General features: G+C 52.0%; 20 protein-coding genes. 3 read left to right on the top strand and 17 right to left on the bottom strand.

The features are described from left to right. Positions 1-677 (bottom strand): alpha-helical endospore appendage domain-containing protein (locus tag H583_RS37070; RefSeq protein ID WP_036711078.1); only part of this gene is annotated, 677 nt, incomplete at its 3' end. Positions 678-895: 218 nt separating this feature from the next. After that, positions 896-2,014: a glycosyltransferase gene (locus tag H583_RS0125125; RefSeq protein ID WP_036710939.1), complete on the bottom strand. Its 1,119-nt coding sequence runs from the start codon at positions 2,012-2,014 to the stop codon at positions 896-898. A 102-nt stretch (positions 2,015-2,116) separates the two neighbouring features. On the opposite strand from H583_RS0125125, the gene H583_RS0125130 reads away from it, so the two are divergent. Then, complete coding sequence (locus tag H583_RS0125130; protein WP_028562895.1) at positions 2,117-2,953, top strand: aldo/keto reductase; 837 nt, start codon at positions 2,117-2,119, stop codon at positions 2,951-2,953. Positions 2,954-3,035: 82 nt separating this feature from the next. Here the strand turns inward: H583_RS0125130 and H583_RS0125135 are convergent, their stop codons facing one another. Then, on the bottom strand, positions 3,036-3,989 hold the full coding sequence (locus tag H583_RS0125135; RefSeq protein WP_036710944.1) for a DMT family transporter: 954 nt from the start codon (positions 3,987-3,989) through the stop codon (positions 3,036-3,038). Between the two features lie 154 nt (positions 3,990-4,143). Between H583_RS0125135 and H583_RS0125140 the strand changes: the two genes are divergently transcribed. Continuing rightward, entirely contained in the window at positions 4,144-5,493 is a 1,350-nt protein-coding gene (locus H583_RS0125140; protein ID WP_028562897.1) for an aminotransferase-like domain-containing protein, read from the top strand. Here H583_RS0125140 and H583_RS0125145 read toward each other — a convergent pair. The 12 genes from H583_RS0125145 to H583_RS0125205 all read right to left on the bottom strand — a co-directional run bounded on the left by H583_RS0125145 (position 5,490) and on the right by H583_RS0125205 (position 19,964). Further along, a complete protein-coding gene (locus tag H583_RS0125145; RefSeq protein ID WP_028562898.1) occupies positions 5,490-6,350 on the bottom strand; it encodes an STM4011 family radical SAM protein in 861 nt (286 codons plus the stop codon). The two genes, H583_RS0125140 and H583_RS0125145, sit on opposite strands and share 4 nt — an antisense overlap. Beyond that, the gene (locus tag H583_RS0125150; protein ID WP_028562899.1) at positions 6,347-7,702 is read right to left on the bottom strand and encodes an STM4012 family radical SAM protein; all 1,356 of its coding nucleotides are present in this window, start codon (positions 7,700-7,702) and stop codon (positions 6,347-6,349) included. The genes H583_RS0125145 and H583_RS0125150 overlap by 4 nt, the downstream gene beginning before the upstream one ends. A gap of 287 nt (positions 7,703-7,989) precedes the next feature. Beyond that, on the bottom strand, positions 7,990-8,772 hold the full coding sequence (locus H583_RS0125155; RefSeq protein WP_028562900.1) for an STM4013/SEN3800 family hydrolase: 783 nt from the start codon (positions 8,770-8,772) through the stop codon (positions 7,990-7,992). Positions 8,773-8,845: 73 nt separating this feature from the next. Further along, positions 8,846-10,066, bottom strand: a complete 1,221-nt coding sequence (locus H583_RS34245) for an STM4014 family protein (protein ID WP_036710947.1) — start codon at positions 10,064-10,066, stop codon at positions 8,846-8,848. A 21-nt stretch (positions 10,067-10,087) separates the two neighbouring features. Beyond that, entirely contained in the window at positions 10,088-10,933 is an 846-nt protein-coding gene (locus H583_RS0125165) for an STM4015 family protein (protein ID WP_028562901.1), read from the bottom strand. A 419-nt stretch (positions 10,934-11,352) separates the two neighbouring features. Further along, a complete protein-coding gene (locus H583_RS0125170; RefSeq protein WP_028562902.1) occupies positions 11,353-11,970 on the bottom strand; it encodes a DUF3267 domain-containing protein in 618 nt (205 codons plus the stop codon). A gap of 78 nt (positions 11,971-12,048) precedes the next feature. Next, positions 12,049-14,724, bottom strand: coding sequence for a YhgE/Pip domain-containing protein (locus tag H583_RS0125175; RefSeq protein ID WP_028562903.1), 2,676 nt, complete (start codon positions 14,722-14,724; stop codon positions 12,049-12,051). Between the two features lie 423 nt (positions 14,725-15,147). Then, positions 15,148-17,028: a heavy metal translocating P-type ATPase gene (locus H583_RS0125185; protein WP_036711081.1), complete on the bottom strand. Its 1,881-nt coding sequence runs from the start codon at positions 17,026-17,028 to the stop codon at positions 15,148-15,150. A 271-nt stretch (positions 17,029-17,299) separates the two neighbouring features. Then, the gene (locus H583_RS34250; RefSeq protein ID WP_051236977.1) at positions 17,300-18,382 is read right to left on the bottom strand and encodes a saccharopine dehydrogenase family protein; all 1,083 of its coding nucleotides are present in this window, start codon (positions 18,380-18,382) and stop codon (positions 17,300-17,302) included. 113 nt (positions 18,383-18,495) lie between these two features. Further along, a complete protein-coding gene (locus H583_RS0125195) occupies positions 18,496-18,954 on the bottom strand; it encodes a MarR family winged helix-turn-helix transcriptional regulator (protein WP_036710949.1) in 459 nt (152 codons plus the stop codon). A gap of 44 nt (positions 18,955-18,998) precedes the next feature. After that, positions 18,999-19,421 (bottom strand): disulfide oxidoreductase, encoded by a 423-nt coding sequence (locus H583_RS0125200; RefSeq protein WP_281170145.1) that lies wholly within the window; start codon positions 19,419-19,421, stop codon positions 18,999-19,001. Between the two features lie 201 nt (positions 19,422-19,622). Further along, positions 19,623-19,964, bottom strand: coding sequence for a c-type cytochrome (locus H583_RS0125205; protein ID WP_245586000.1), 342 nt, complete (start codon positions 19,962-19,964; stop codon positions 19,623-19,625). Positions 19,965-20,302: 338 nt separating this feature from the next. On the opposite strand from H583_RS0125205, the gene H583_RS0125210 reads away from it, so the two are divergent. Continuing rightward, positions 20,303-20,662: a c-type cytochrome gene (locus H583_RS0125210; protein ID WP_028562908.1), complete on the top strand. Its 360-nt coding sequence runs from the start codon at positions 20,303-20,305 to the stop codon at positions 20,660-20,662. 299 nt (positions 20,663-20,961) lie between these two features. Here the strand turns inward: H583_RS0125210 and H583_RS0125215 are convergent, their stop codons facing one another. Further along, entirely contained in the window at positions 20,962-21,645 is a 684-nt protein-coding gene (locus tag H583_RS0125215; RefSeq protein ID WP_028562909.1) for an ABC transporter permease, read from the bottom strand. Further along, positions 21,642-22,556, bottom strand: a complete 915-nt coding sequence (locus H583_RS0125220; RefSeq protein ID WP_028562910.1) for an ATP-binding cassette domain-containing protein — start codon at positions 22,554-22,556, stop codon at positions 21,642-21,644. Before H583_RS0125220 ends, H583_RS0125215 begins: the two co-directional genes overlap by 4 nt. Positions 22,557-22,563 lie beyond the last annotated feature (7 nt).

Genomic DNA, 22,563 nt, shown 5'->3' on the forward strand with positions numbered 1-22,563 from the left:
CCTGTTGCACCAGTATCTCCTGTCGCTCCCGTTGCTCCTGTGGAACCAGTAGCACCTGTAGAGCCTGTTGATCCTGTCGCTCCCGTCAAAGAACCAATTGCTTCAATGCGAATATCTGCCGAGCCTTGGGTAACAGTAATAGCCAGCGTGTCGGAAAGGAAGTTAATACTGTCTCCAAAACCGACTGTCGCTGCGCCCGTTGCACTTCCGGAAATACCGTTAACGGTGAATAAGGTTTCCCCGGTTGCAAACGCGCCTGTAGCTCCTGTAGCACCTGTCGGGCCAGTAGCACCTGTCGCTCCCGTGACCCCTACTCCGGTTGGACCCGTCGGACCGCCAAAAGGACCTGTTGGACCTGTTGGTCCAGTCGGACCGGACAGCACAGATGCATTCAAGGCACTATCGAGCTTGGATTGCAGGAGAAGCTGATTTTTGGTTGCACTGTCAAGTGTGGCGCGAACGCTTTGATTCACTGCCAATATATCACTGATCGTTGCTGGCGGACTTGATACCCCTGGCAGTGTTCCCAATACAAATTGAAGTTTTTCCCCTTCGGCATTGAGAATATGGCTTAGTCCTAATTCCTCCATCGCGACGGAAGACAATATGAGATTAATAGCGTCTTCTCTTGTCAGCGTAATCGTGGGAGTAATATTAGGAAGATTAGCTTGCGACATGAATCTACCTCCCTATTGCGGTAATTAGTGGTGCACAACATAGGATATGGCAACCTTAAACCAAGTGAACCGGGGCAATTCCATCATTTGCTAAATTTTAGGTGAATACTAGAAGCCCCTGATCGATCCTACTATTACCGCCCTAAGGAGGGCTAATTGTTATTGTTGTACCCTGATCTAGCAAATTTCAAATCCATTAACCATACTTCCACTTGGTTTCATCCCTGATCCGTATCCAGTCCTCCCAATCTTTCGAGGGCTTCCCCGTATTCCGGATATAATTCAAGGGACTTCCTATAGTGAATTCGTGCACCGTCTCTATCTCCAACCGATTCCCTGCAGCGGCCGATAAGATACAGCGCGTGGAAGCTCCCAACTCCTTTTAGAATCAGATAAGGCAGCCGCTGCTCCCCAAGCTCAAGGCAATGACGGAAAGCCGTCTCGGCATCCCGATATCTCTCCTTCATGAATAAAATCAAACCCCTGTAGTAATGAAGATCCGTGTAATCCGGATAAAGCTGAATTGCCTTCTCAATCCCCTGCTCTGCGGTTCCGATGCTGCCCAGCGCCAGCAAAATATCATATTTCATCTTATAGATAAGCGATGGGGGGAGCTTGCCCGATTCCACAAACCGTCTGATGGATGTATTTAAATTTTCAAAGGCCGCCTCGTATTGCCCGACCCGGTAATATTCACTGGCCAGATGATAATCTACCCACGGATTGTAATCCTCACCGATCTTCTCCCGCTCCAGCAAAGATACATTGCGCTGATGCTTATTCTTCTGTACGGTGATGGCATCCATATAACCATAATGATGAATACGTGCCGGAAGCTGCCGCAGCTCCAAAGCATCATCCGGCAAATGTCCGACCTGAAGCTGTTCATGAATGGCACCCGCAAACCGTAATCCTGCTCCATTGCGAAAGACCCTGTGCTGTGCAGCCAGATAGGAGCGGTTGGGATCGGCAGGAGCGCTGCCGAAATAGTTGATAATCGGGATCGCCCACAGCAGCGGCTTGCCCTGTTCAAGGCTGCTCCGCCACAATCCGGCATCCTCAACCTCAAGTTCTTCATCGGCATCCAGCCACACTATCCATGTCCCCTGCGCCTTGTCCAGACCATAGTTGCGCGCATCGGCAAAATTGTTCGTCCACCCGAACTCATAAATCCTGGCTCCATGCTCCAGACAAATTTCTTTTGTCCTGTCGGTTGATCCGGTATCGACAATAATGATTTCATCAACATGCTTTTCAGCCTGCTTCAAGGTACGGCCAATGACCGCTTCCTCATTTTTAACAATCATGCACAGTGAAACCTGGATGTTGTCACTCAAATGCTCTCCCCCTTTTAGCCTCTTCTTGAAGTAATATAAAAAAGCGCCTGGTCATATGCATGTATTTGAAAAAACAATCGTGCAGACAGGGAGGTGCTTCTGTTGACCCGCTCAATTGCAGATCGAACCCGATTAAATAACGGCACAGAGATGCCTTGGCTTGGCCTTGGCGTCTGGAAGGTCAAGGAGGAAGAAGAGCTTCTCCGCTCCGTACTCACCGCGCTGGACCACGGATACCGGAGCATAGATACGGCAGCCGTATACGGCAATGAAACAGAGGTCGGAAAAGCGCTGCGGGAGTCAGGAGTGCCGCGCGAGCAATTGTTCGTGACGACGAAGCTGTGGAATACAGAGCATGGATATAACCGTACGATTAGCGCCTTTGAACAGAGTCTGGACCGGCTGAAGCTCGAATATATCGATTTGTATCTGATACACTGGCCGGTCCGAAATCAATTTACAGAGACATGGAAAGCCTTTACCAAGCTGTATGAGGAGGGAAGAATCCGGGCAATCGGGGTAAGCAACTTCCAAATTTATCATCTGGAAGAGCTTATGGCATCAAGCGGCGTCATTCCGGCGGTGAACCAGATCGAGCTCCATCCACGGCTTACGCAGAAGCCGCTGCTGAACTTTTGCAACGGTCATGGAATTCAGGTAGAAGCCTGGAGCCCTCTCATGAGGGGCAGACTTATGGATGAGCCGCTGCTGGCCCGACTGGCAGACGAGCATAACAAAACGGTAGCGCAAATCATACTGCGCTGGAATCTTCAGCTTGGCATTGTAACCATCCCCAAAACGGTTACAGAAGCACGAATTATAGAGAATGCGGATATTTTTAATTTTGAGCTGCCTGATGACGCGATGCTTGCCATTGATGCGCTTAATCAGGAGATACGGACAGGGGCACACCCGGACTTTTTTGATTTGCCGAAGTAAGGTTCGAATGGCTGCCTCCGAAAACAAAAGCCCTCATTGCATTTTAAGCAAAGAGGGCTGATTCTCATTGTAAATAGATATGTTACTTTGGTATTGACCTTGCATCGGACTGATGATGAACTGCCCGCGCCTTGCGCTGTGGCAGCAAATTCCTCCCGATAACACCAAGCAGAATACAGAGACCGCCGACATAATGGAACCATTCCATCTGTTCATTCAGAACCATGACTCCCGCCACAATCGAGATCAGCGTCGCCAGGTTGGCGAAGACGCTCATTTGGGAGGCTTCAAGCTTGGACAAGGCATAATTGGACAGGTAAGAGGTCACAAGAGACGACAATATGCCCAGGTACAATATCGCCAGCAGAAACGGCAGCTTCGCAAACGGAGCAAAGTAGTGTCCGGTTGTTCCCTGGCGAATGTGCTCACCCAGCGCCAATACATTAAAGAGCACAAAACCTGCTGCTGTCATCACATATGTCAGTGTGAAAACATCCCATTTTTGTCCCAGCTTGCGGGCCATCACGTTATAGCCTGCGGAGGATAGCGACGACAGCAGGATCAGCACACTCCCGATCAGGCTTGAGGTACTCATATCCAGCCCCTTGAGCATAAAAATGAACATAACGCCGAATACGGAAATCAGCGTAGCCGCAAGCTGCCAGCCGCCGGTCCGCTCCTTAAGAAAATAGGCGGCAAGCAGCATCGTAAAGATCGGGATCGCTGCCTGGATAATTCCCGCTTCCGAGGTCGTTGTGTACACCAGCCCGAACACCTGGAACGTAAAAAACAGAACAGGATACAATAAAGCGAGCGGTAAAATGCTCCATAAATCCTTGCTCCAGTTGATTTTAAGCTTCACCCAGCCAAATAGGACAGGCACTGTAGCCGCTGCAAGCGATAATGTAAAACGATGCGCCAAAATATCCAAAGGCCCTGCATCCTTTAGGGCAATTTTAACAAAAATAAATGAAAAACCGATAATAACCGAATAAATTAATGCTGCGATATATCCGCTGGTCCGGTTTTGCTTCATCTTACTCACCTTCTGTCTGTTGTAATCCTTACGGACTCTCAACCATATTCATGCTGCGCAGCATCCATGCTTTAATCTTACCCGGCTACTCCCATGTGGTACAATAACAGAAAACATGATCTGTACCGATACAGATGTTGGACTGAGGGATACGATGACTAAATATATGAAGCTTCTTGCGGATTTGGAAGCATGGATCGATAGCGGGAAGCAAGGGGAAAAGCTCCCCTCCATCCGGATGCTCGCCGATCAATACGGCTACAGCCACAGCACAATTATTAGAGCGCTGCAGGAGCTGGAGCAGCGCCATCTGATTTATTCCATTCCCAAGAGCGGGTACTACATTGTCAAAAGCAGGACTAAGGCTAAGGCACAGCATGACACTTCCGGTGTGCTGGATTTTATATCCGCCTCACCCGACCCGGACATTTTTCCCTACGTGGATTTTCAGCATTGCATGAACAAAGCGATTGATACTTACCGCAGCGAGCTGTTCATGTATGGGACACCCAGCGGCCTCCCGGCCTTGATTCAGGTCATCCAGAAACAATTGACGGCCTTTCAGATTTTTGTAAATACCAGTCAGATCGTCATTACTTCCGGTGTGCAGCAGGCACTGGCCATTCTGAGTGAGCTTGAGTTTCCCGATGGCAGGCAGAAGGTGCTGATTGAACAGCCGAGCTATCATTTGCTAATTGATCTGCTGGAGACACGGGGCATTCCGGTGCTTGGAATTAACCGGACGGCGGAAGGTATCGACCTGATTGAACTGGAGCGCCTCTTCCGCACAGAAAGCATCAAATTCTTTTATACGATTCCCAGGTTCCACAATCCGCTAGGCAGCTCCTACGATGAAGAGACCAAGCGGAGGATTGCAGGCCTGGCCGAGCAGTATAACGTCTATATCGTCGAGGATGACTACATGGGCGACTTTGAGCAAAATTCCAAGTCCGATCCTATTTATGCCTATAGCCAAACTTCCCGTGTTATCTATCTGAAAAGCTATTCCAAAATTATATTCCCCGGCCTGCGGGTAGCAGCAGCTGTACTGCCTGAGCCGCTAATCGATGCCTTCACCCGCTACAAGCGTATTCTGGACATTGACAGCGCAGCGATGTCCCAGGCAGCCCTCGAGATTTATATCAAAAGCGGTATGTTTGCGCGCCACCGGACACGGGTTATTTCCTCTTATGCGGAAAAAGCACGTACGCTGGACATTGCCTTGAAGCAGTTGGCCGTGCTACACCCTGAGCTGGTTGCGTATTCTACCCCCGCACAGCCAATGATCCACAATCATTTTGTGCTCAAAAAAAGAGCGCTGACCGATAAGCTGATCAGCGCTCTGAAGCAAAAATCAATATTAATCGGCTCGATTAACAGCCATTACTTGCACGGCTTTGAGCAGCAGCCGATTGTGAAGCTGAATGTCTCCCAGCTTGCCGCCGGGCAAATCCAGACAGGAATGGAGCAGCTTTCCGCTGTGCTCGCCCGGATGAACGCTTAAAGCAGCGGCTGTGGATTGCGCTCCAGCAGCCCCGCTCCATATACCTGGCCAAGCTGCAATTCCGGCATATGAATGTAACCAATGTAGCAGCCGCATTTCTTCATGCCGCAAGCCCGCTCCTGTGATAGTCCCTCCAGCCCGTCGCGGTACAGGTTGCCGATAACCTTGCGGTCCTTGTAGCAGCGCTTGACCTGGCCTGAGCCCTGGACATAAAATACTTGCGATCCGGCCTGACAGGACTTGCCGAGGCTCTCATAATCCGGGATATTCAGGCTGAAATACGGGTCTACCTCTTCCAGAGAGCGGATCTCCCCGGCCGTGTAGCGGTTGCCGTTATCCTTGAACGCATTGATCCACAAGTAAACATCCTCCGGCAGCGCCCGCCGCAGTGAGGCTATCGAATCAAAAGCGCTGCGGACACCAACCGATCCAACACTGAAGCGCAAGCTGCGGTTATATAACTCCATACACTGCGAGACAAACCGCGCCTCTTCTGTCTGCCCCGGATGATAGGTAGCCCAGAAGGACACCTTCTCCGGGTTCAGCCGCTCTGTCCACTCCAGCTTGACGGAAAGGTTGGTCTGCACGGATATTTTCTTAATATGCTTCATGTCCCCCAGCTCGACCATGGCCTCCCTGTACCAGCGGTGAATCAATGCCTCGCCATAGGGGTTGAAAAAGATGGACAACTCATGGCCAAGCTGCTCCTGGGCACGGACCCAATCCATGAACTGCTCCAGCTGGCCCCTGTCACGGGCGAGTGTGTCCTTGCTGTCGACATTTTTGCTGAACGGACAGTATGGACAGTCATAGTTGCAGGAGGATAAGGACCCGCGGTAATACAGAACGGCCTTCATACGACGACATATCCTTCCATACGCTCCCGCACCTCATCCGAAATCAGCCAGTCGCCGATTGCATCTGAATAAGCCAGACCCTCGTCTGTCAGCCGCAGAATGCCGTTCTCTACTGATGCAAGCTCAGCCGCAAGCAGTCTTTCCAGCTGCGGGATATCGTCCAGCACTCCGGTGCCGAATCGCAGCCCGTAATCCGCCAGGGTGAGCCCTTCCTTATGCAGCAGTGCCTTGAGCAGGAAGCGAAGCCGCTGCTCTGTCCCGTCCAATATAAATCCATAATCCGCTGTGCGGTAACTCGCCGCGGATACATAATCCGCGATAATGCTCTGCGTGGCTGCACGGCTGACACCATATCTGGAAGCATAATGCACGCCTCTTGTATAGGAGCGGGCGCCGCAGCCCAGTCCGACCATGCCTTCCTCCTGGCAGCTGTAGTCCAGCACCCGTTTGCCGCCTGCAGCTGCAGGCTTGGCAAAACGGCGCATCGAGAATTGCTCATAGCCGCGGGAGAGCAGCAGGTCACGGGCGGCATAGTAGCATTGCAGCCGAATATCCCCGCCCTGCTCCCTGATTTGCTCCGGCTTCACAATCGTATGCTCGCGCGTATAGAGCGGATAGATGAACAGCTCGCCCGGCTCATAGCTCAAGGCGCGCTCTACAGAATAGAGCCAGGACTCCACGGTCTGGCCCGGCAGTCCGTAGATCAGGTCCAGATTAAGCAGCGGAAATTGAAAGGCCGCAAGCTTCTCCAGCGCCGCCTCTACCAGGCTCGGCTTTTGCGGACGGTAGATTGCGGCGGACTCCGCCTCGACGAAGCTCTGGATGCCCATGCTCACCCGGTCGACATGATGCGCCTTGAGGATGCGCAGCCGTTCCTCCGTTACCGTATCCGGTGATGTTTCCACGGAAATTGACGCCAGCTGCGGATTCAAGCCCATCGTGTGCTCCGCGATATGAAACAGCCTCTCCAGTTGCCCCGGCTCCAGAAGCGTCGGCGTTCCTCCGCCAATCGCGAATCTGGCGAAGGGTTTCCCGTGCAGAAACTCCGCCCATTGTCCGGCCTGGCGCTCCAGCGCATCCACATATTCCTTATGGACATCAGCGCGCCGGTCAGGCAGCGTAAACAGATTGCAAAATCCGCAGCGCACCGCGCAAAACGGAATATGCATGTACAAAAAGTAGGTGTCTGCCTGCTCGGCCGCCCACAGATCGGACAGTGGAAGCCCCGGCTCAATTGGCAGGTAGGCAGTTTTATGCGGGTAAGAATACAAATAAGAGCGGTATGGAGCAGCAGCCAGCCCCTCGGCCCACTGTCTTGGCTCCACAGCCGCCCCGTCGTGGCGGACGGACATGCGATCCCCTCCTTGACTGAATAGCGGGCGGATCTACCGCCGCCTGATACATGTATTGCCATCTATAATGGCTCAAAATCGATAGTTGACACGAAACGATGAAGCAACGCTGCGAGAAACTCCGATCGCAGTTGTTCCCAGATTTCCTGTATTCCTCCCTGTACGTGGTTGAAATCTGCGAACAAAGGCGACCGCTACACTTCTCCAGCCTCCCTCTTTCCCTCCGCTCAAGCTACTTCTAGTGGTCAACAACTGCTTCTTAAATTGAGCCACTTATATAGCAATTGTTACAGGAAAAATTCTCGATAAGGTACGTTCCATACGACGTCATGCGCCAGCCGGTGCCCCTGATAGCCATCCTCCCCATAAGCCGTTCCATGGTCTGAGAAGGCCATGCAGAAGGCCGGTCCGCGATCCCGCATGGCGTCGAATAACGGGCCGAGCTGCTGATCCACATACCGGATTGCCGCCCGTTGGGTATCTACCGAATCATGCCGGGCGCCCGGAACAAAATAATGATTCGGGCCATGAATGGCCGAAACATTGAGAAACAGGAACAGCCGCTGCTTCGGATCAGCCTCCCTCAGCAATTTCAAGGCATGACCAACCTGATGTTCAGTCGAGCGGGGGTTCGTCACCCCGAAGGTCATGCGCCAGTAGCTCTCCTGGAAGTAGCCCGGCAGCACTCTGGCCAGCGGCACCTTCTTGGTAAAAAAGATCACCCCGCCGATGCAGATCGTCCGGTAGCCTTCCGACTGCAGGCCGGATACGATATCCGGCGTATCGAATAACCAGGTGCGGGGATCGGTGCGCAAACCGGTATTTTTGGAGTGAAACAGTCTGACATGCGTGCTCTTGTCAGTATTTGCAGGTGTAGGCAAAAAACCGCCGAAGAAAGCATGATGCGCCGCATACGTAAAGCTGCCGGGAGTGTGGCGCTTCTCCCAGGGGCCGCTCCCGCATAAATTCGGGCAATTCGCCTCTTCCAGCTTTGCAGCATCATAGCGCAGCGTATCCAGCGTAATCATCAAAATATCATGGCTGCCGACAACCTGATTCATATCTGTAATCATGCCTGCCCATCCTTTATTCATATACTTGCGCAGCTAATCAGCCGCGCTTGCAGTAATGACCTGTCGCATTTCATGGCTTCATCTGCCATTCGTAGGGATTCAACCCCTCATGCGCAACCCGGTACAGCAAATCACCGAACGGATTGACATCGATGATATAGGGACGCCGGGAGCCTGAGCGGACAAGCACATCAATGCCTGCAACCGTCGAATCGGGAAAGGCGGCGAGCGCTGCTTCCGCGATCTGCGAGGCCTGCTCGATATGCTCTAAAGGCAAGCCCGTCTGCTCGACTGGCAACCGCCGGTTGCGCAAGTGCAGATTCGTAATCGGGGAACGGCTCAGCCGTGCGATCCGATGACACGCTCTGCCTGCTACAACAAGCTGGCGGATATCGAATGAGCAGCCTTCCGCCTCAGCCTTCGGAATCCACTCTTCCGCCTGCAAGCCTTCCCCGCACAGCCATTCGACAATATCGCGAATCGCCGCATGGTCGGTATACTGTTTGAGCCGTCCTGAATTATAGAGGATCCGTTCCCCGCCTCTGTGCTCGATGCCAATCGTCGTCACGGCTTTCTCCGCCCCGGTCAGCGGGTGGCGCTGATAAGCGATGACGCCGCTGGCGCCCGATCCGGTCGCGAGCTTCAGGAACAGGCGGTTCATCCGTTCCTGCTGCATGTGCGCAATCATCTGCTCGTAGGAGCCGATGCCCAGCCCTGCGGCCAACCTTCGCGGGATGTCAATGCCGCATTCGGTCAATCTCTGCTGGCAAGCACGTTTGTCGAACATCACGGCGATATCCTCCGGCGCATTCACCCAGCGGGCACCGGGCCATAAGCGGAGCGCCTCGCGCCGCAGTATAGCAAGCAGGCGGCAGTATCCGCGAAACCATTGACCGGGATAATAGATCCGCCCTTCCTCCTGCGGCAGCGAAGCCGCCTGTGCGCTGCTAATTCCCATGTATCCCGCTGCAATAGCGCTTGGGAGCAGGCTGTCATCGCCATCCCGGTCGTATGCGCCAAGACCAATCAAGGACCGCTCTACATCGGCTTGCTCCCCTGGAGCATCCAATCGAATGAGCAGCCCTTGATCCTGAACTTGCGGCAGACGCGCGGCAAGCAGGCGGGATATCGTTTCCCCGCCTGCTTCTTCGGCTTCCAGCAGCTCCGTATACGTCACCAGTACAGCCGGCGGAAGCCCCCATCTGCAGCGGGCTTCCTGAAGACCAAGCGTTCTTCTGTTGCCGGAATTGCCGATCAACAGCATAGACGCATTTTGTCCGCGTTCAGACATGTTCACCTTTTCACCTTCCGGTTACTCCGTCAGCGACGGGTAGCGCCAGTCATCTTCATCATCGCTCTCCTGCTGGTCATCAACATTCACATTCATGCCGGTATCCTTCCAGAGTTGAATCATTTCATCACTCATATAGTGATAGTTCAGATCCAGATAAGCAAGCTTGCGAACCCGCTCGCTGCTAATCAGCGCCTCCGCGCCTTTATCGGTCAGCGTTCCTAGTGAGAGATCAAGGGTATGCAGTTGGTCCAAGATCGGAGCATCGGCAGCAGCCAACGCAATTTCATCCTGAAGTTCGCTATCCTTAAGGCCAAGGTAAGTCAATTTAGGGAAACGTTCCTGCTCCAGAAACGGCACTATATCTTCCAATGATCCGTCAAATCCGTACTGGTCAACCCCGAGGTACAGCTCCAGCTTCTTCAGCTCCGGCAGATGTGCATCCCGGATTTGCTGTATCACTTCCTGCGGCAGTCCGCCGCATATAATAACCAGTTCTTCCAGCGCATTATGCCGCAGGTCCGGCAGAGTAAGCCCCGTGCTTCCTTTAATCGTAAATGATTGCAGCTTCGGGAAAGCTTTCAGAACCGGTGTCAGATCCGTCTGCACAATCCAGGAAACCTCGCAGTCCTCAAAGCCCATATCTCCAATGAACAGATTGCGCAACTGCGGGAAGGAATCTTTATTGCTAATCAATGCTTCCAAAAATGTATCCGGACTGTTCTGGTAAGCTTCTCCCCAGTCTCCGATAACCAGCCCGGTCAATGTGCTGCTCTCCGGCTTCTGTGCAAGCTCGTTAATCAGGTTATCCATACGCTGTCCGCTCTCATAGCCGTCGTAGTCAATGGTAAGACGGATTTCTGTCATTCAACCCGAACCTCCAATCATATTCTATGCCATTGTTAACTTATCACGGCCTGCAATTCTTCGTCAAATTCACATCCCGGACTGCAAAAACAGCTCCAAACTTGAAGCCTTGCGTAAGCGTGCTTCCCACTTTATTTTTACATGACTTTAGAACCATTCTTCTGCTGTAAGTTCCGCTCATGGTCAGGACAAGCAGGTCATGCTAATGCTAAAAAGGCCAAAAATCGGGTATAAACTCCCATTTTACATTTAAACGGACTGCAACAGCTCAGATGCTCCGTAATTCGCCTATTAAAAATGCAGCCTCTGCACGTATATAGACCCTCGCATAAAGGGTAAACGTGATCAGAAAGCTGCATTACTGTTAATCGTTATAAATCCCGCCTTTCAAAATCAGGGTGGCAATGTCCTTGCAAGGCTCACCTCCCTTGCGGAGCCTTCCAGAACGTAGCGGTACCTGTACAGACCAATCTGGCTTTTGGGGGCGTCTGTATGAGAATCAGGATGATGTTCAGCAAGTCCAGAGAGGAGCCCAAGGCATTGAGTACAAGCAGTATAATGACTCCCGGTGCAAGCCAGCCCAGCCAGCCCAGAATCAATGGCAGGATGATAGAAATTAGAATATAAGGCGCTGCGGAAATGACAATGTATCTCCGACGCGACATCTCCTCTTCAGTCAAAACAAACCCGCCGAAGAGCCTGAGGCCAATCCAAGTCTTCTCCGACCGCCAAAACTTCGGGATCAAAACAAGATGAATCGCCTCATGTATCAGAAGCAGGGAAAGGGCAGATGCGATCGCTAATGGTGTCACCACAAGGCTTGTGCGCCCTTCATCTGCACCGTATTCTTTGATACTCACCTCTGCAAACATATCGATGATCAACAAGGTCAGACCACCGGCTGCAAGCATCAGGGGCATCGACCACACAAGCGCCCGTCCGATGCTGTCCGGTTCCTTCAGCCTGATCCACTGCCGCTTGAGGAGCTCAGCCTTGCGCTGCGGATCAGGAAGCGGCCGTCTAAAGATGATTTTCAAGCCCGGCATCTTCCTTTCTATACCTTCGCTTGCTGCCTGGTGCCCATCCCAGATCCTTGTTCAGAATTCATCCCGCTGCTAGGATAGCAGCTTTGTTGATTTGGTTTTTTCGGCTGTACGGCTGATCGATTTGCTGAGCGGCTTTTTGAGCAGCAGGGCAATCAGGAAGCACACCCCGATAAAAGATATCAGAGACAGAACATCCTTAATTGCAACCTCCGGCAGTATGCCCCCTACCGCCTCTCTCATTAGACTAATCGCATACGTAAATGGCATAAACGGGTTCAGCATCTGGAAGAAATGGCCGGTCGTGCTGATCGGGAATGTGCCACCCGAGCTGGAAAATTGCAGCACCATAAAAACAATTGCAACCCCCTTGCCGATATTGCCAAACACCGATACAAGTGTAAATACAATGGTCACAAAGACAATGCTGATTAATATCGCAAATAGCACAAACCATACCTTGTTTACAATATAAGTCGGCAAAATTAAAATATTCCCGAGTGAGGCGACCAGTGCCTGACAAATACCTATCGTCAGAAAAGTAAACAAGCGCCCAAAATAAAGCTGATAGCCTTTATAGGTTTTACCCCCGGTATCCACATTGACACGCAACAGCGAAATCAGCAACGTACCGCCGACCCACAGCCCAAGCACCAGATAGAATGGCGTCATTGCCGAACCGTAGTTGGGGATCGGATACAAGCGTTCGTCTACAAGCTGTACCGGATTAGCCAGAAATTCGCTCTTCGCTTTGATATCTCCCCCGAGCAGCTTGGCAATCTCCTCCAGGTTAGTCTCGCTCTTGATCTTGCGGATCTTGTCCGCCGCCTTGCGCACGGATTCTTCCATCTGCGGGAAGTCATTGCGGACGATATCGGCCAGACGATGAACGCCTTCCTCTACCTGTGGCGTGCCTGTGCCAATAAGCGAGGCAACATGACGGATCTGCTCCTCTACATGGGGCAGGTCATTGCGGACGAAGTCCGCAGCCTTGCGCAGCTTGTTTTCCGCCGCAGGCAGCTCCTTCTCCATGAGCGGAACGGCATGATTGACCGCATCTGTAAATCCGCTCAGACGCTCATCAATATTGACTGCCGATTCATGGATAACCTTGCGGATTTGCGGCAGATTCTCCTGCAATTCCTGAAGCCTCATTTGGCTAAAATCGGTTACCTTGAGCGCACTCTCCAGCAGCTCCTTGATATCCGGCAGCTTGCCCGCAGCCGTATCCAGTGCAGATGTGGAGTCCGCTGCAATTGTTTTGAGGCGGCTGATGGCCTGTTGCAGGGCAGGAACCGTTTCTCTGTCGAAGCGTTCGATCATCCCGCCCAGCAGCGCGCTTGTGCTCGTCGACAGACGATACAGATTGTCTACCAGATCCTTGGCAGGCTTCTCTCCGCGTTCCACCGCTGTAATAATGCGCGCCAGTTGCTGGCGCTGCTGGTCAAACCTGGAGCTGATATCATTCAACTGATCAATTTGGCTGCCGAGCGGACTGCCTGGCAAATAATTGTTAAGTGTGGACAGCATGCCCGCCATTCTGGACGCTACCCCGCTTGCACTCTCCAGACGGTCTCTGGCGAAGCCCATCGCTTTAAGCAGGCCGGAAGGATCGATATCAGCATCCTTAAGCAGGCTGGCAATTTGAGTTACCGAATCCGCTGTTTGCTGCAGCAAGATCAGGTTTTGGCGGATTACCGGAATGATGGCATCAAGCGCCGCGTCATTACGCTCAAGGAATTGGCCCAGTTCACGGGTAAACTGCCCGCCCTCGGCTGCGATCCGCTCCACTGTCGGAAGCGCCGTCAGCGCTGTATTCACAACGCCCTGGGCCTTGCCAATCTCTTCAATTGCGCGCCCAACGGTCTGTTCAACCTCGCCGAAATGCTGATCCAGCTCTACAACGCGGCCGGATATACGCTGAATTTCAGGCAGCTTGCCCTGCAGCGCAGTCAGCACTTTGGCAGCCTCCTGTACGAGCGGCAGCCGCTCCTCAATTTTCAGCACAGCCTCTCCTGCGCGGTCCATCTCGGGAATACGGCTTTCCAGCCCTGCGATTTTCTCGCTTTTCTCCTTGAGCTCAGGCAGCTTCTTCTCGAGCTCCAGCACCTTGCCCGCGATCGTCTCGATCTGAGGAAGGCTTTTCTCCAGCTCCAGGATGCCTTCCTCAACCCTGCGGATTGCCGGGAGTTCCGCTTCAAAGGCTTCATCCAGCTCCTTCAGGCGGGTAAATACTGTCGTACTGAGCGTCTCCATAAAGTTTTCACTAATTTGGGATGTAACGGAAGTAGCACCCTTCTCCGTAATTTTCGGAGCAACGGCGTTGATCTTCTCATTGACCGTATACTTGATTTCCGGTCTGTGAATTTTCCCATCAAGAATGCTTGTGATGTTCTGGGAGAAATCTTCCGGAATCAGCAGGCTGGCATAATAATCACCATGTTTGACACCCTCAAGGGCCGTCTCCTCGTCGACAAAGGTCCAGCCGAGCTTCGTATTGCTCTTGAGGCTCTCAATCACATCGTCACCGATGTTAATGGCCTTCCCTTCAATCTCCGCTCCTTTGTCTTTGCTGGTCACAGCAATTTTGATTCCGGAGGTGTTGCTGTACGGGTCCCATACAGCGGCGACATTGACCCAGTCATAAATGGAAGGAAGCACGATAAGAGCCACGATCAAAAATATGGCTACCGGTACCTTGAACAGGTTGCGCCAGTCTTGTTTGTAAATTTCTGCGATTTGTTTCATAATAACCTTCCTTGCAAAATTAGGATTCTATCATTATACCCAATTATGGCAGGGTTTCAAGCCTGAGCATACCTGACAGATTGCGTGAGCAAACCCTCATGGCATATGACAAGCCAGAGAAACCGCTGTCATCATTTTTTTGTGCGCTGTCGGATTGATTTTGCCCCGAATCAAGAAAAAATAGCCATTGTCATATGAAGTTTCCCCGTATACAATGATAATGATTATTACTACTAAAACTGGGAGAGATGACGGTTGTTGAATATCGCATTTCCGGTCCTGACCTTTGTTCTGGTACTTACAGGAGCGTTCTGCCTGTTCGCCGCAATCGAAAATGACCGCAGGAGAGCCGGACACAAATAAGCAGCATAGGCATGCATGCCTGTTGCTGCTTATTTTTTTGAGAACCTTGTTATATCCGGCTTACTGAATCGGGCGCAGCAGGCGCAAGCCGTTCAAAATAACAAGCAGCGTGCTCCCTTCATGCCCCAGTACCCCAAGCGGCAGCGGGACATGGCCGGCAAAATTCGCCGCGATCAAGAGAATAATGACAGTTAACGCAAACCCGATATTTTGCTTCACCACGCTCATCGTCTTGCGGCCCAGCCGTATCGCTTCGGCGATCCGTCCAATCTCATCCTTCAGCAGCACGACATTGGCTGCCTCCAGAGCAGCATCACTGCCCGCAGCGCCCATGGCGATCCCGACGCTGGCAGTGGCCAGCGCAGGAGCATCGTTAACTCCGTCACCTACCATGGCTACATATCCGTATCGCTGTCTCAACTCCTTGACCTTGAGCACCTTATCCTCTGGAAGAAGATCCGCATAAACCAGATCAATTCCTGCCTCCCGTGCAATGGCCTGCGCAGTTTGCTTCTGGTCTCCCGTCAGCATGGCAACTTGAATGCCCAGCTTGTGGAGGGCCGCAATCGCTTGTTTGGCTTCAGCACGAATTCCGTCCTGAAGAGCTATAACACCTGCCGCACCCCCCTCATGATAGACGACCGAGACTGTCTTACCCTCTTGCTCCAACTGGTCAATTGCCGTACGCAGCTCTACAGTCATCACAGCTTCATGAACAAGCGTTGGCTTTGCAATCCGCCACAAATTCCCTTCCAGCCGTCCCTGCACACCGCGTCCCGTATCGCTGCGGAAGTCTTCTGGCCTCTCCAGAAGCAGCCCCTCCTCTTTCGCCTTCCTAACAATGGCCTTGGCAAGCGGATGCTCCGACAGGCTTTCAATGGAAGCGGCAATGCGAAGCAACTCTTGATCTGTGTAGCCGCCAAACGCTGCATAATCCGTTACGTTTGGACGGCCTTGTGTCAATGTGCCGGTCTTGTCGAAGGCAACAACCCGGGTCCTGGCCAAATTTTGCAAATGAGCGCCGCCCTTGAACAGCAAGCCTTTGCGGGCGCTGCCAGAGATTGCGGACAGCACTGCCGGCATAATGGAGGCGACGAGCGCGCATGGCGAAGCCACTACAAGGAAGACCATTGCCTGATAAAGTGCTGATTCCCAGGAGAGATTCAGCAGAAGCGGCGGAACGAGAATGAGCAGCAGTGCAACAACAATAATTGCTCTGGCATAAATCCGTTCGAAGCGCTCCATAAAGAGCTGGGAGGCCGGCTTCTCACTCTCCGCTTCCTGAACAAGACGGATAATCTTCGCAAATACGGTCGATTCGGAGGCGCGGCTCACCTGTATAACCAGCGCCCCTTCCCCATTCAAGGTACCGGCGTAAACCTCATCTTCGCGCTCCTTGTCTACAGGTACCGATTCCCCGGTAATCGAAGACTGATCAACAGCAGAGCGGCCGTCTACAATTTTGCCGTCAGCGGGAATGCGTTCACCTGGCCGGACCGCAATCCATTCACCAGGCTCCAGTTCCTCAATTGCAATCATGCTCTCCATGCCATCTTTGACAAGCCTTGCAAGCTCCGGCTTCAAATCCATTAATGCGGCAATGTCCCGGCGGCTTCGGTCCATCGTATAGCTCTCCAATGCTCCGCTAAGCGAGAATATGAAGATCAGAACAGCTCCCTCCGTCCAATAGCCGATGCTGGCAGCGCCAATGGCAGCCGCAATCATCAGCAGATTGACATCCAAATCACGCTCTATAAATAATGTGTGCAAACCTTCCTTGGCCTTCACAAATCCGCCAACCACGAATGCTGTCAGATAAAGTGCCACTGCCCATGAATAGGAGGCAGACTCCATCATCCATGCTGTGCCAATCAGAACACCGCTTGCCAGTGCAGCAACGCCCTCCGCATAGCGGATAAGCCAGCTTTCCTCCCTGCCCATATGCCGGACAGACTGGCCGATGCCAATGCCTGAAGTCCCTTCCCTCTCCTGCTGCCCTGCTCTACCTGTCGTCTTTAGTATTGACATATCTGATTCTCCCTTCTAATTGAGAATGAGTTCCACTCTTATTCCCCTTAAAATGGAACATGCTGCCCCTGATTACAGGGACAGCACGTGGAAACTTCTCATTAAGTATTTGTTTAATATAGGAATAATAATTTATTTATAATTATTATAAAATAAAACTCTCTTCATGTAAACTCTAATTCGTTCAACTTATACATTTACTGTGGATAACAGCCGTCTGTATTCCTTCAGCAGCAGGATCGAACAGATCTTCCAGCCTGAACAGCTGTTCAATATGATACACGCCCGGATCACGTGCTGCTCGATACAGGGAAGCTGCTGCCGCAGCCGCAGCTTTGGCCGTCATAGCTGACTCATTGCTGCCATGCAGCAGGCATTCTGCTATAACAGGTTTACCGTCAAGAATCCCGCTCGCCTCTACTTTCAGAGCAAAAGCATCTGAGCCGAAGCGCATGCTGCCGAACACCCGGACTGCAGCTGTACGGATTGGATTGAATGCCAGCAATCTGGTGATGCCGGCAAGCTTCAGCATATGAAGCAAACCTGTCATCCAGGCAGAATCCAGGCAGAGGCGCGTAGCAACAGCAGGGATGCCCAATGTGCGAACCAGCACATGCTGATCTGCGAAATTAAAGCGGTATGCTTGTCTTTTACCCCATGGAGCACCCAGTGAAACGGCTCTGCCATCCGTGAAACTGCCAACGAGCCTGGATCGTCCGGCTTCCTCTACCGTATAGCTGCCGTCCAAATGATCAATCGTCCATTCAATCGCTGCTTGGCCATGCGCATCGCCAAGTCCCAGCATGATCGTGATATCGGTTCGGTCGGTCCGGTCCAAAAACTCATATGTGCGGCGCGCCAATAAATTGCTTATCCCGGGAGCAAGCCCGACGCTCAGCAGCGCGATAGCGCCCCCTGCAACCGCGGCATGGTCAAGCTTCTCGACCCTGGAGAAGAAATCATAGCTCGCAGTCACATCTATATAGTGAATGCCAAGGCGCAAGCACGCTTCTACGAATGGCGTATCCTGCTGGTCGATGCACATCACGATCAGCTTTACGCCTTTTAATTTGTCCGCATGGATTGGTTTGCTGATATCCAGTTCCATCGCTCTGACTTTGCCCCTGCTCTGGCGACTAAACTGCTCTGCCCGCTTCTTGTTCCTTCCGGCGGCTATTACTTTGCCCGGGAACTGCTCTGCCAGCAACAGGCTTAGCTTTTGTCCAACATGCCCGTATCCCCCGACAACTACAATATCCTCTCTCATCTGAAATTCCCTCTCTTCCATAAAGTATAGTATCTAAACTAAAATCCCGAAGTAACCGGCTGCCCCAGCACAAAAAATGCTGTCAGGGCAGCCGTCTGACGATGAACACCGGATTATTCCCGGTCTAAAAAACGGCTTAGCTTCTCCATGCAAACTTCGAACACCTGAATCTCCTGTTCCGTCAATTGCTCACGCAGCTCTGAGTAGAACTGCCTCTCTGTCTCCTCATGCGCCCGATATGCAGCAAGACCAAGCTCTGTCAGGGACAGCTCCGTTGCTCGGGAGTCTGCCGGATGCAAAGTCCGCTTCACCAACAATTTAGCCTCCAGCCGTGCGATGATTTGAGTGACCGCTCCTTTAGTCACCTGAAGCCTTGCTGCCAGTTCGCTCATCAGTACACTTCGTCCGCATCCGATCGCTTCGATGGTATGAATTTCACTTGGCGTCAGCAGACCTGCTTCCCCAAACCGCTTGGGCTGCCGCTCCAGCTTGCGAAGCTTCATAATGACTTGTCCCAGATAACGGGTTCCTCTTACTTCATCATCCTGATTATTATGTATATTTGTATTCATAAACTTAGTTTAGTATCTATACTATAAAATGTCAAGCCGCCTGATTAACGAAGGCGGCGGACCTGGAACAATGCCACGATAATAATCACGAATGCTGCCAGTGCCAGCATCGGAATTGTAATAAAGCCAAAGGCATTGAGGTAATCACCCGAGCATGGCACCCGCCCGCAGGCTGGGGCCAGATCGCCCAAATGCGTCCCGAGCTTTTGAATCGCGATGTGATAGATCGAGAATAATGCGCCTATAATTGCCAAGGGAAGCACATACACATGCATGGAGGTATCCTTGCGGGCATAAGCCATGCCAAGCAGCAGGACAATCGGATACATAAAAATACGCTGGAACCAGCACAGACTGCAAGGTTCAAATTGCATAACCTCACTGAAATACAAGCTGCCTAAAGTTGCCAGCACAGAGGCTCCCCATGCAACAAACATCCACGATAAAGCTTTGGGCTGCTGAGCCAATTCTTCGTCACCTGCCTTTAATTCAGCTTCCGCTTCAAGCGGTTCTGCTTTAATATTTACGCCATCTGCACCCTGCAATCCTGCATGACCAAGCGTTCTTTCATTATATCGTATCCGCCTGACAGCCAAACGACTATTTCGGGCGTATGACTTTATGGCTGAACAGCTGTATGAGGCAGACAGCACGACGGCATTTCAATCTTACTTTTGCTGGGCAAGCCACTGGGCAAGCGTCTCGATTTCCTCCTGCGTCATCGACTTCTTGAAGGCCGGCATCCCGCCCTTTCCGTCGCTGATCAGGGCGACCAGCTCACTCTCCGTGAATTTGCTGCCTGCCTGTTGCAGCCCTGGGCCAACGCGTCCCTGTAAATTGACTGCATGGCAAGAGAGGCAGCTCTGCTTGTACAGCGCAACAGCCTCCGGATAATCCGCTGCCTGCGAATCAAGCAGGCCCGGTTCCTTGGGAACAGCTGCTCCACAGGCGGATAACAGCAGTACAGCAGCAATGGAGGCAAGGGCCATTCCTTTTTTCAGATGGGGCATATGATCAGCTCCTTAACTTGCAGTATGAAATGGAAGTATTAGCTTGTTTACAGTATCTTAAGTATCGGCGAAAAAAGTTACATTTACAATTATATTGTGGCTTGTATTTATCATAAGGGAACTAAAATAGGCTTCAAATGACTATTTGGGGCTATATTTCCCCCTTGATTATGATGAATCTGTGACAGCAAAGACGGTGTATATTCTACTGCCCAAAGGCGATGATAGCCCTTTCGGGTTATAGAAGGTTCCAGGCAGCAATGCTAGAATTAAGGCCGTATGTATTTTTCATGGTACAGAATATGGTTAATAAATTTAAACAAAGGAGGCGAGTTTACATGCAAAAATGGATGATGTTCGGCGGATTTATGGCAGCCTGCCTGCTCGGCATATTTCTGTTGACATTCGGATTGCCGGAGAAGACGGCGCCTGAACAGGAGGAGGCTTTTGTTATTCCTGAACAGCCCTCTGATATTGGATCTGCAGAGGCAATCTACAAAAACAGCTGTCTAGGCTGTCATGGCACTGATATGCAGGGCAATATGGGACCGGCGCTGAATCAGGTCGGAAGCCATATGACTAAAGAGGAAGTGTACAAGCGGATTTTGAACGGCGGCAATGGAATGCCTGCCTTCAAGGAGAAGCTGACCAAAGAAGAGATTGCCAATCTGAGCAGTTGGTTTGCGCAAATGAAATAACACCAGATCATAGCACTTGATGATGAACAAAAAGCCTGTCCTCAGTCATGTGAAACGGGATGTCTTCCATACTGGAAGAATACACTCCGCCTCACATGCAAGGACAGGCTCTTTCACGATATATCCGATGACACCCGGCCGTGAGCAGGTAACCTGGACACTGCCTGGCGCAGTCCCCCTACCTTCGGATGAGGCTTGCATTGAAGACTCCGATCCATTCCGGTAGGGGCATCTTGCATCGTCGCGGGACAGACACTATGAACGTCTAATGAAAGTGAAATCACTCTCCAGAGCACCCGTTAGACGATGTCTTGCCTGCGGAACATCCAGATCCCGCCGAGCAAAATCAGGAAGGTGAACCCCAGCGCCTCTGCCCACCCCAATGAATGTCCCCAGCCCGGAAGCATCCATGTCAGAGCCGGCAGTATCGCTCCAACTGCTGCGGACAACCACAACTTGCGGCTTAACACTGCTGTGACAAGAGCAAGAGCACTAGAGAGCAGCAGCCGCGGAAGATATTCACCGCCAAGCATTCCAAGTATCTGCAGGATCATCTCCGCTGACATTCCGGTATCGGACAACAGTGTGTCTGCCAACAGTGCCACAGCAGCCAACAAGAGGAGCAGCACCACAAGAACAATGGCGACGACGGTATATTTGGAAAGAAGTACGGCAGCCCTCCCTGCCGGGCGTGCTAACAATTGTGCTGCAGTACCATATTTAAATTCCGACAGCACGACGTTCGCTCCCAGCCAAATGGAATACACCAGAACAGGCAAAAAGAGCAGAACCAGCGCAGCAGAAGCAAAGTTTAGCGCACTCTCCCCTTTTGTGGAGGCAATTAGTCTCAGCAACTCGGGATTAACATGGCGGATGAATGCCAGTAGCAAAATCAGGCCGGACAGAACAGCCCCAGACAGCACATGCTGCCTGTTCGCAGCGACTTTAAAGAGCTCGTTATGCAGGAGCCGGAAGAAAATCATCCGTGCACGCCTTCGTTCAAATGTCCATAGATCTCTTCAAGCGCACCAGCCTCCTGCCTGATCTGGAGAATACCGACCTGATGTCTTGTTAAGGTGCTCATCAACTCCGGCAACTGCTCCTTATCAGCCTCAATCGTTACCACGCTGTGGTCAAGGGAAATAAACCCGGAATGATACAGCAACGAAGCTGCCTTGGCCGGATCACTCACCTCAAAGGAGGTGACTACTTTCTGTCTGCCGCTGGCTCTACGGGCTGCCGGCTGCTCGGCTGCAATACAGCCACCCGCGATGAAGCCTGACCGGTCACATCGCTGATCCAGTCCGGAGTCCAGCCCGCCTGTCAGGACGACTGCAAGCTGCTCGCGGCGTGACAGACTGCAGATCTCATGATAGATGATCTCGGCACTCTCCCCTTTAAGTCCCAGTAAAGGATCATCTATAATCAAAACAGACGGGCGGTGCAGCAACGCCTGTGCAATTGCAAGCCGTCGGCGCTGTTCTGCCGTATAGCTGCTGATTTTGCGATGCATGACAGCTTCAAGCCCGAACAAGCTGAGCAGCTCGTGTATCCGCTCACCACAACCTGCACCCGTCATTCTTCCATATTGCTTCATCGCCTGGATTCCGCTCATAAAGGGATAAAACCCGTCTCCCCCAAGGACAACCCCCAGTCCGGACAGCGCCTTGCTCCGGTCTGTGATCACACTGTGACCCCCAATAAGAACATCTCCCGAGGTGATTGATGCAAGTCCCGTAATCATTCGGACCATTGTAGTTTTACCGGCTCCTTCCGGTCCAAGCAGGCCATAGATCTCTCCCGGCCGGACGGCCAGCGAAATATTATTAATCAGCTCCTTCCCCCGCATCGTCTTCGATACATTGCGCAGTTGAAGCGCATCCTCACTTCGCATCCTGCAA

The sequence above is a fragment of the Paenibacillus pinihumi DSM 23905 = JCM 16419 genome (assembly GCF_000422505.1).
In the GTDB taxonomy this organism is placed as follows: domain Bacteria; phylum Bacillota; class Bacilli; order Paenibacillales; family Paenibacillaceae; genus Paenibacillus_D; species Paenibacillus_D pinihumi.

Excerpts from the sequence above, each read along its gene's own strand:
- H583_RS0125140 (WP_028562897.1), top strand. The coding sequence starts at position 4,144 with ATGACTAAATATATGAAGCTTCTTGCGGATTTGGAAGCATGGATCGAT.
- H583_RS0125145 (WP_028562898.1), bottom strand. The coding sequence starts at position 6,350 with ATGAAGGCCGTTCTGTATTACCGCGGGTCCTTATCCTCCTGCAACTAT.
- H583_RS0125205 (WP_245586000.1), bottom strand. The coding sequence starts at position 19,964 with ATGCCCCATCTGAAAAAAGGAATGGCCCTTGCCTCCATTGCTGCTGTA.
- H583_RS0125220 (WP_028562910.1), bottom strand. The coding sequence starts at position 22,556 with ATGCGAAGTGAGGATGCGCTTCAACTGCGCAATGTATCGAAGACGATG.
- H583_RS0125135 (WP_036710944.1), bottom strand. The coding sequence starts at position 3,989 with ATGAAGCAAAACCGGACCAGCGGATATATCGCAGCATTAATTTATTCG.
- H583_RS0125185 (WP_036711081.1), bottom strand. The coding sequence starts at position 17,028 with ATGGGCAGGGAGGAAAGCTGGCTTATCCGCTATGCGGAGGGCGTTGCT.
- H583_RS0125165 (WP_028562901.1), bottom strand. The coding sequence starts at position 10,933 with ATGACAGAAATCCGTCTTACCATTGACTACGACGGCTATGAGAGCGGA.
- H583_RS0125195 (WP_036710949.1), bottom strand. The coding sequence starts at position 18,954 with ATGAATACAAATATACATAATAATCAGGATGATGAAGTAAGAGGAACC.
- H583_RS34250 (WP_051236977.1), bottom strand. The coding sequence starts at position 18,382 with ATGAGAGAGGATATTGTAGTTGTCGGGGGATACGGGCATGTTGGACAA.
- H583_RS0125150 (WP_028562899.1), bottom strand. The coding sequence starts at position 7,702 with ATGTCCGTCCGCCACGACGGGGCGGCTGTGGAGCCAAGACAGTGGGCC.
- H583_RS34245 (WP_036710947.1), bottom strand. The coding sequence starts at position 10,066 with ATGTCTGAACGCGGACAAAATGCGTCTATGCTGTTGATCGGCAATTCC.
- H583_RS0125210 (WP_028562908.1), top strand. The coding sequence starts at position 20,303 with ATGCAAAAATGGATGATGTTCGGCGGATTTATGGCAGCCTGCCTGCTC.
- H583_RS0125215 (WP_028562909.1), bottom strand. The coding sequence starts at position 21,645 with ATGATTTTCTTCCGGCTCCTGCATAACGAGCTCTTTAAAGTCGCTGCG.
- H583_RS0125175 (WP_028562903.1), bottom strand. The coding sequence starts at position 14,724 with ATGAAACAAATCGCAGAAATTTACAAACAAGACTGGCGCAACCTGTTC.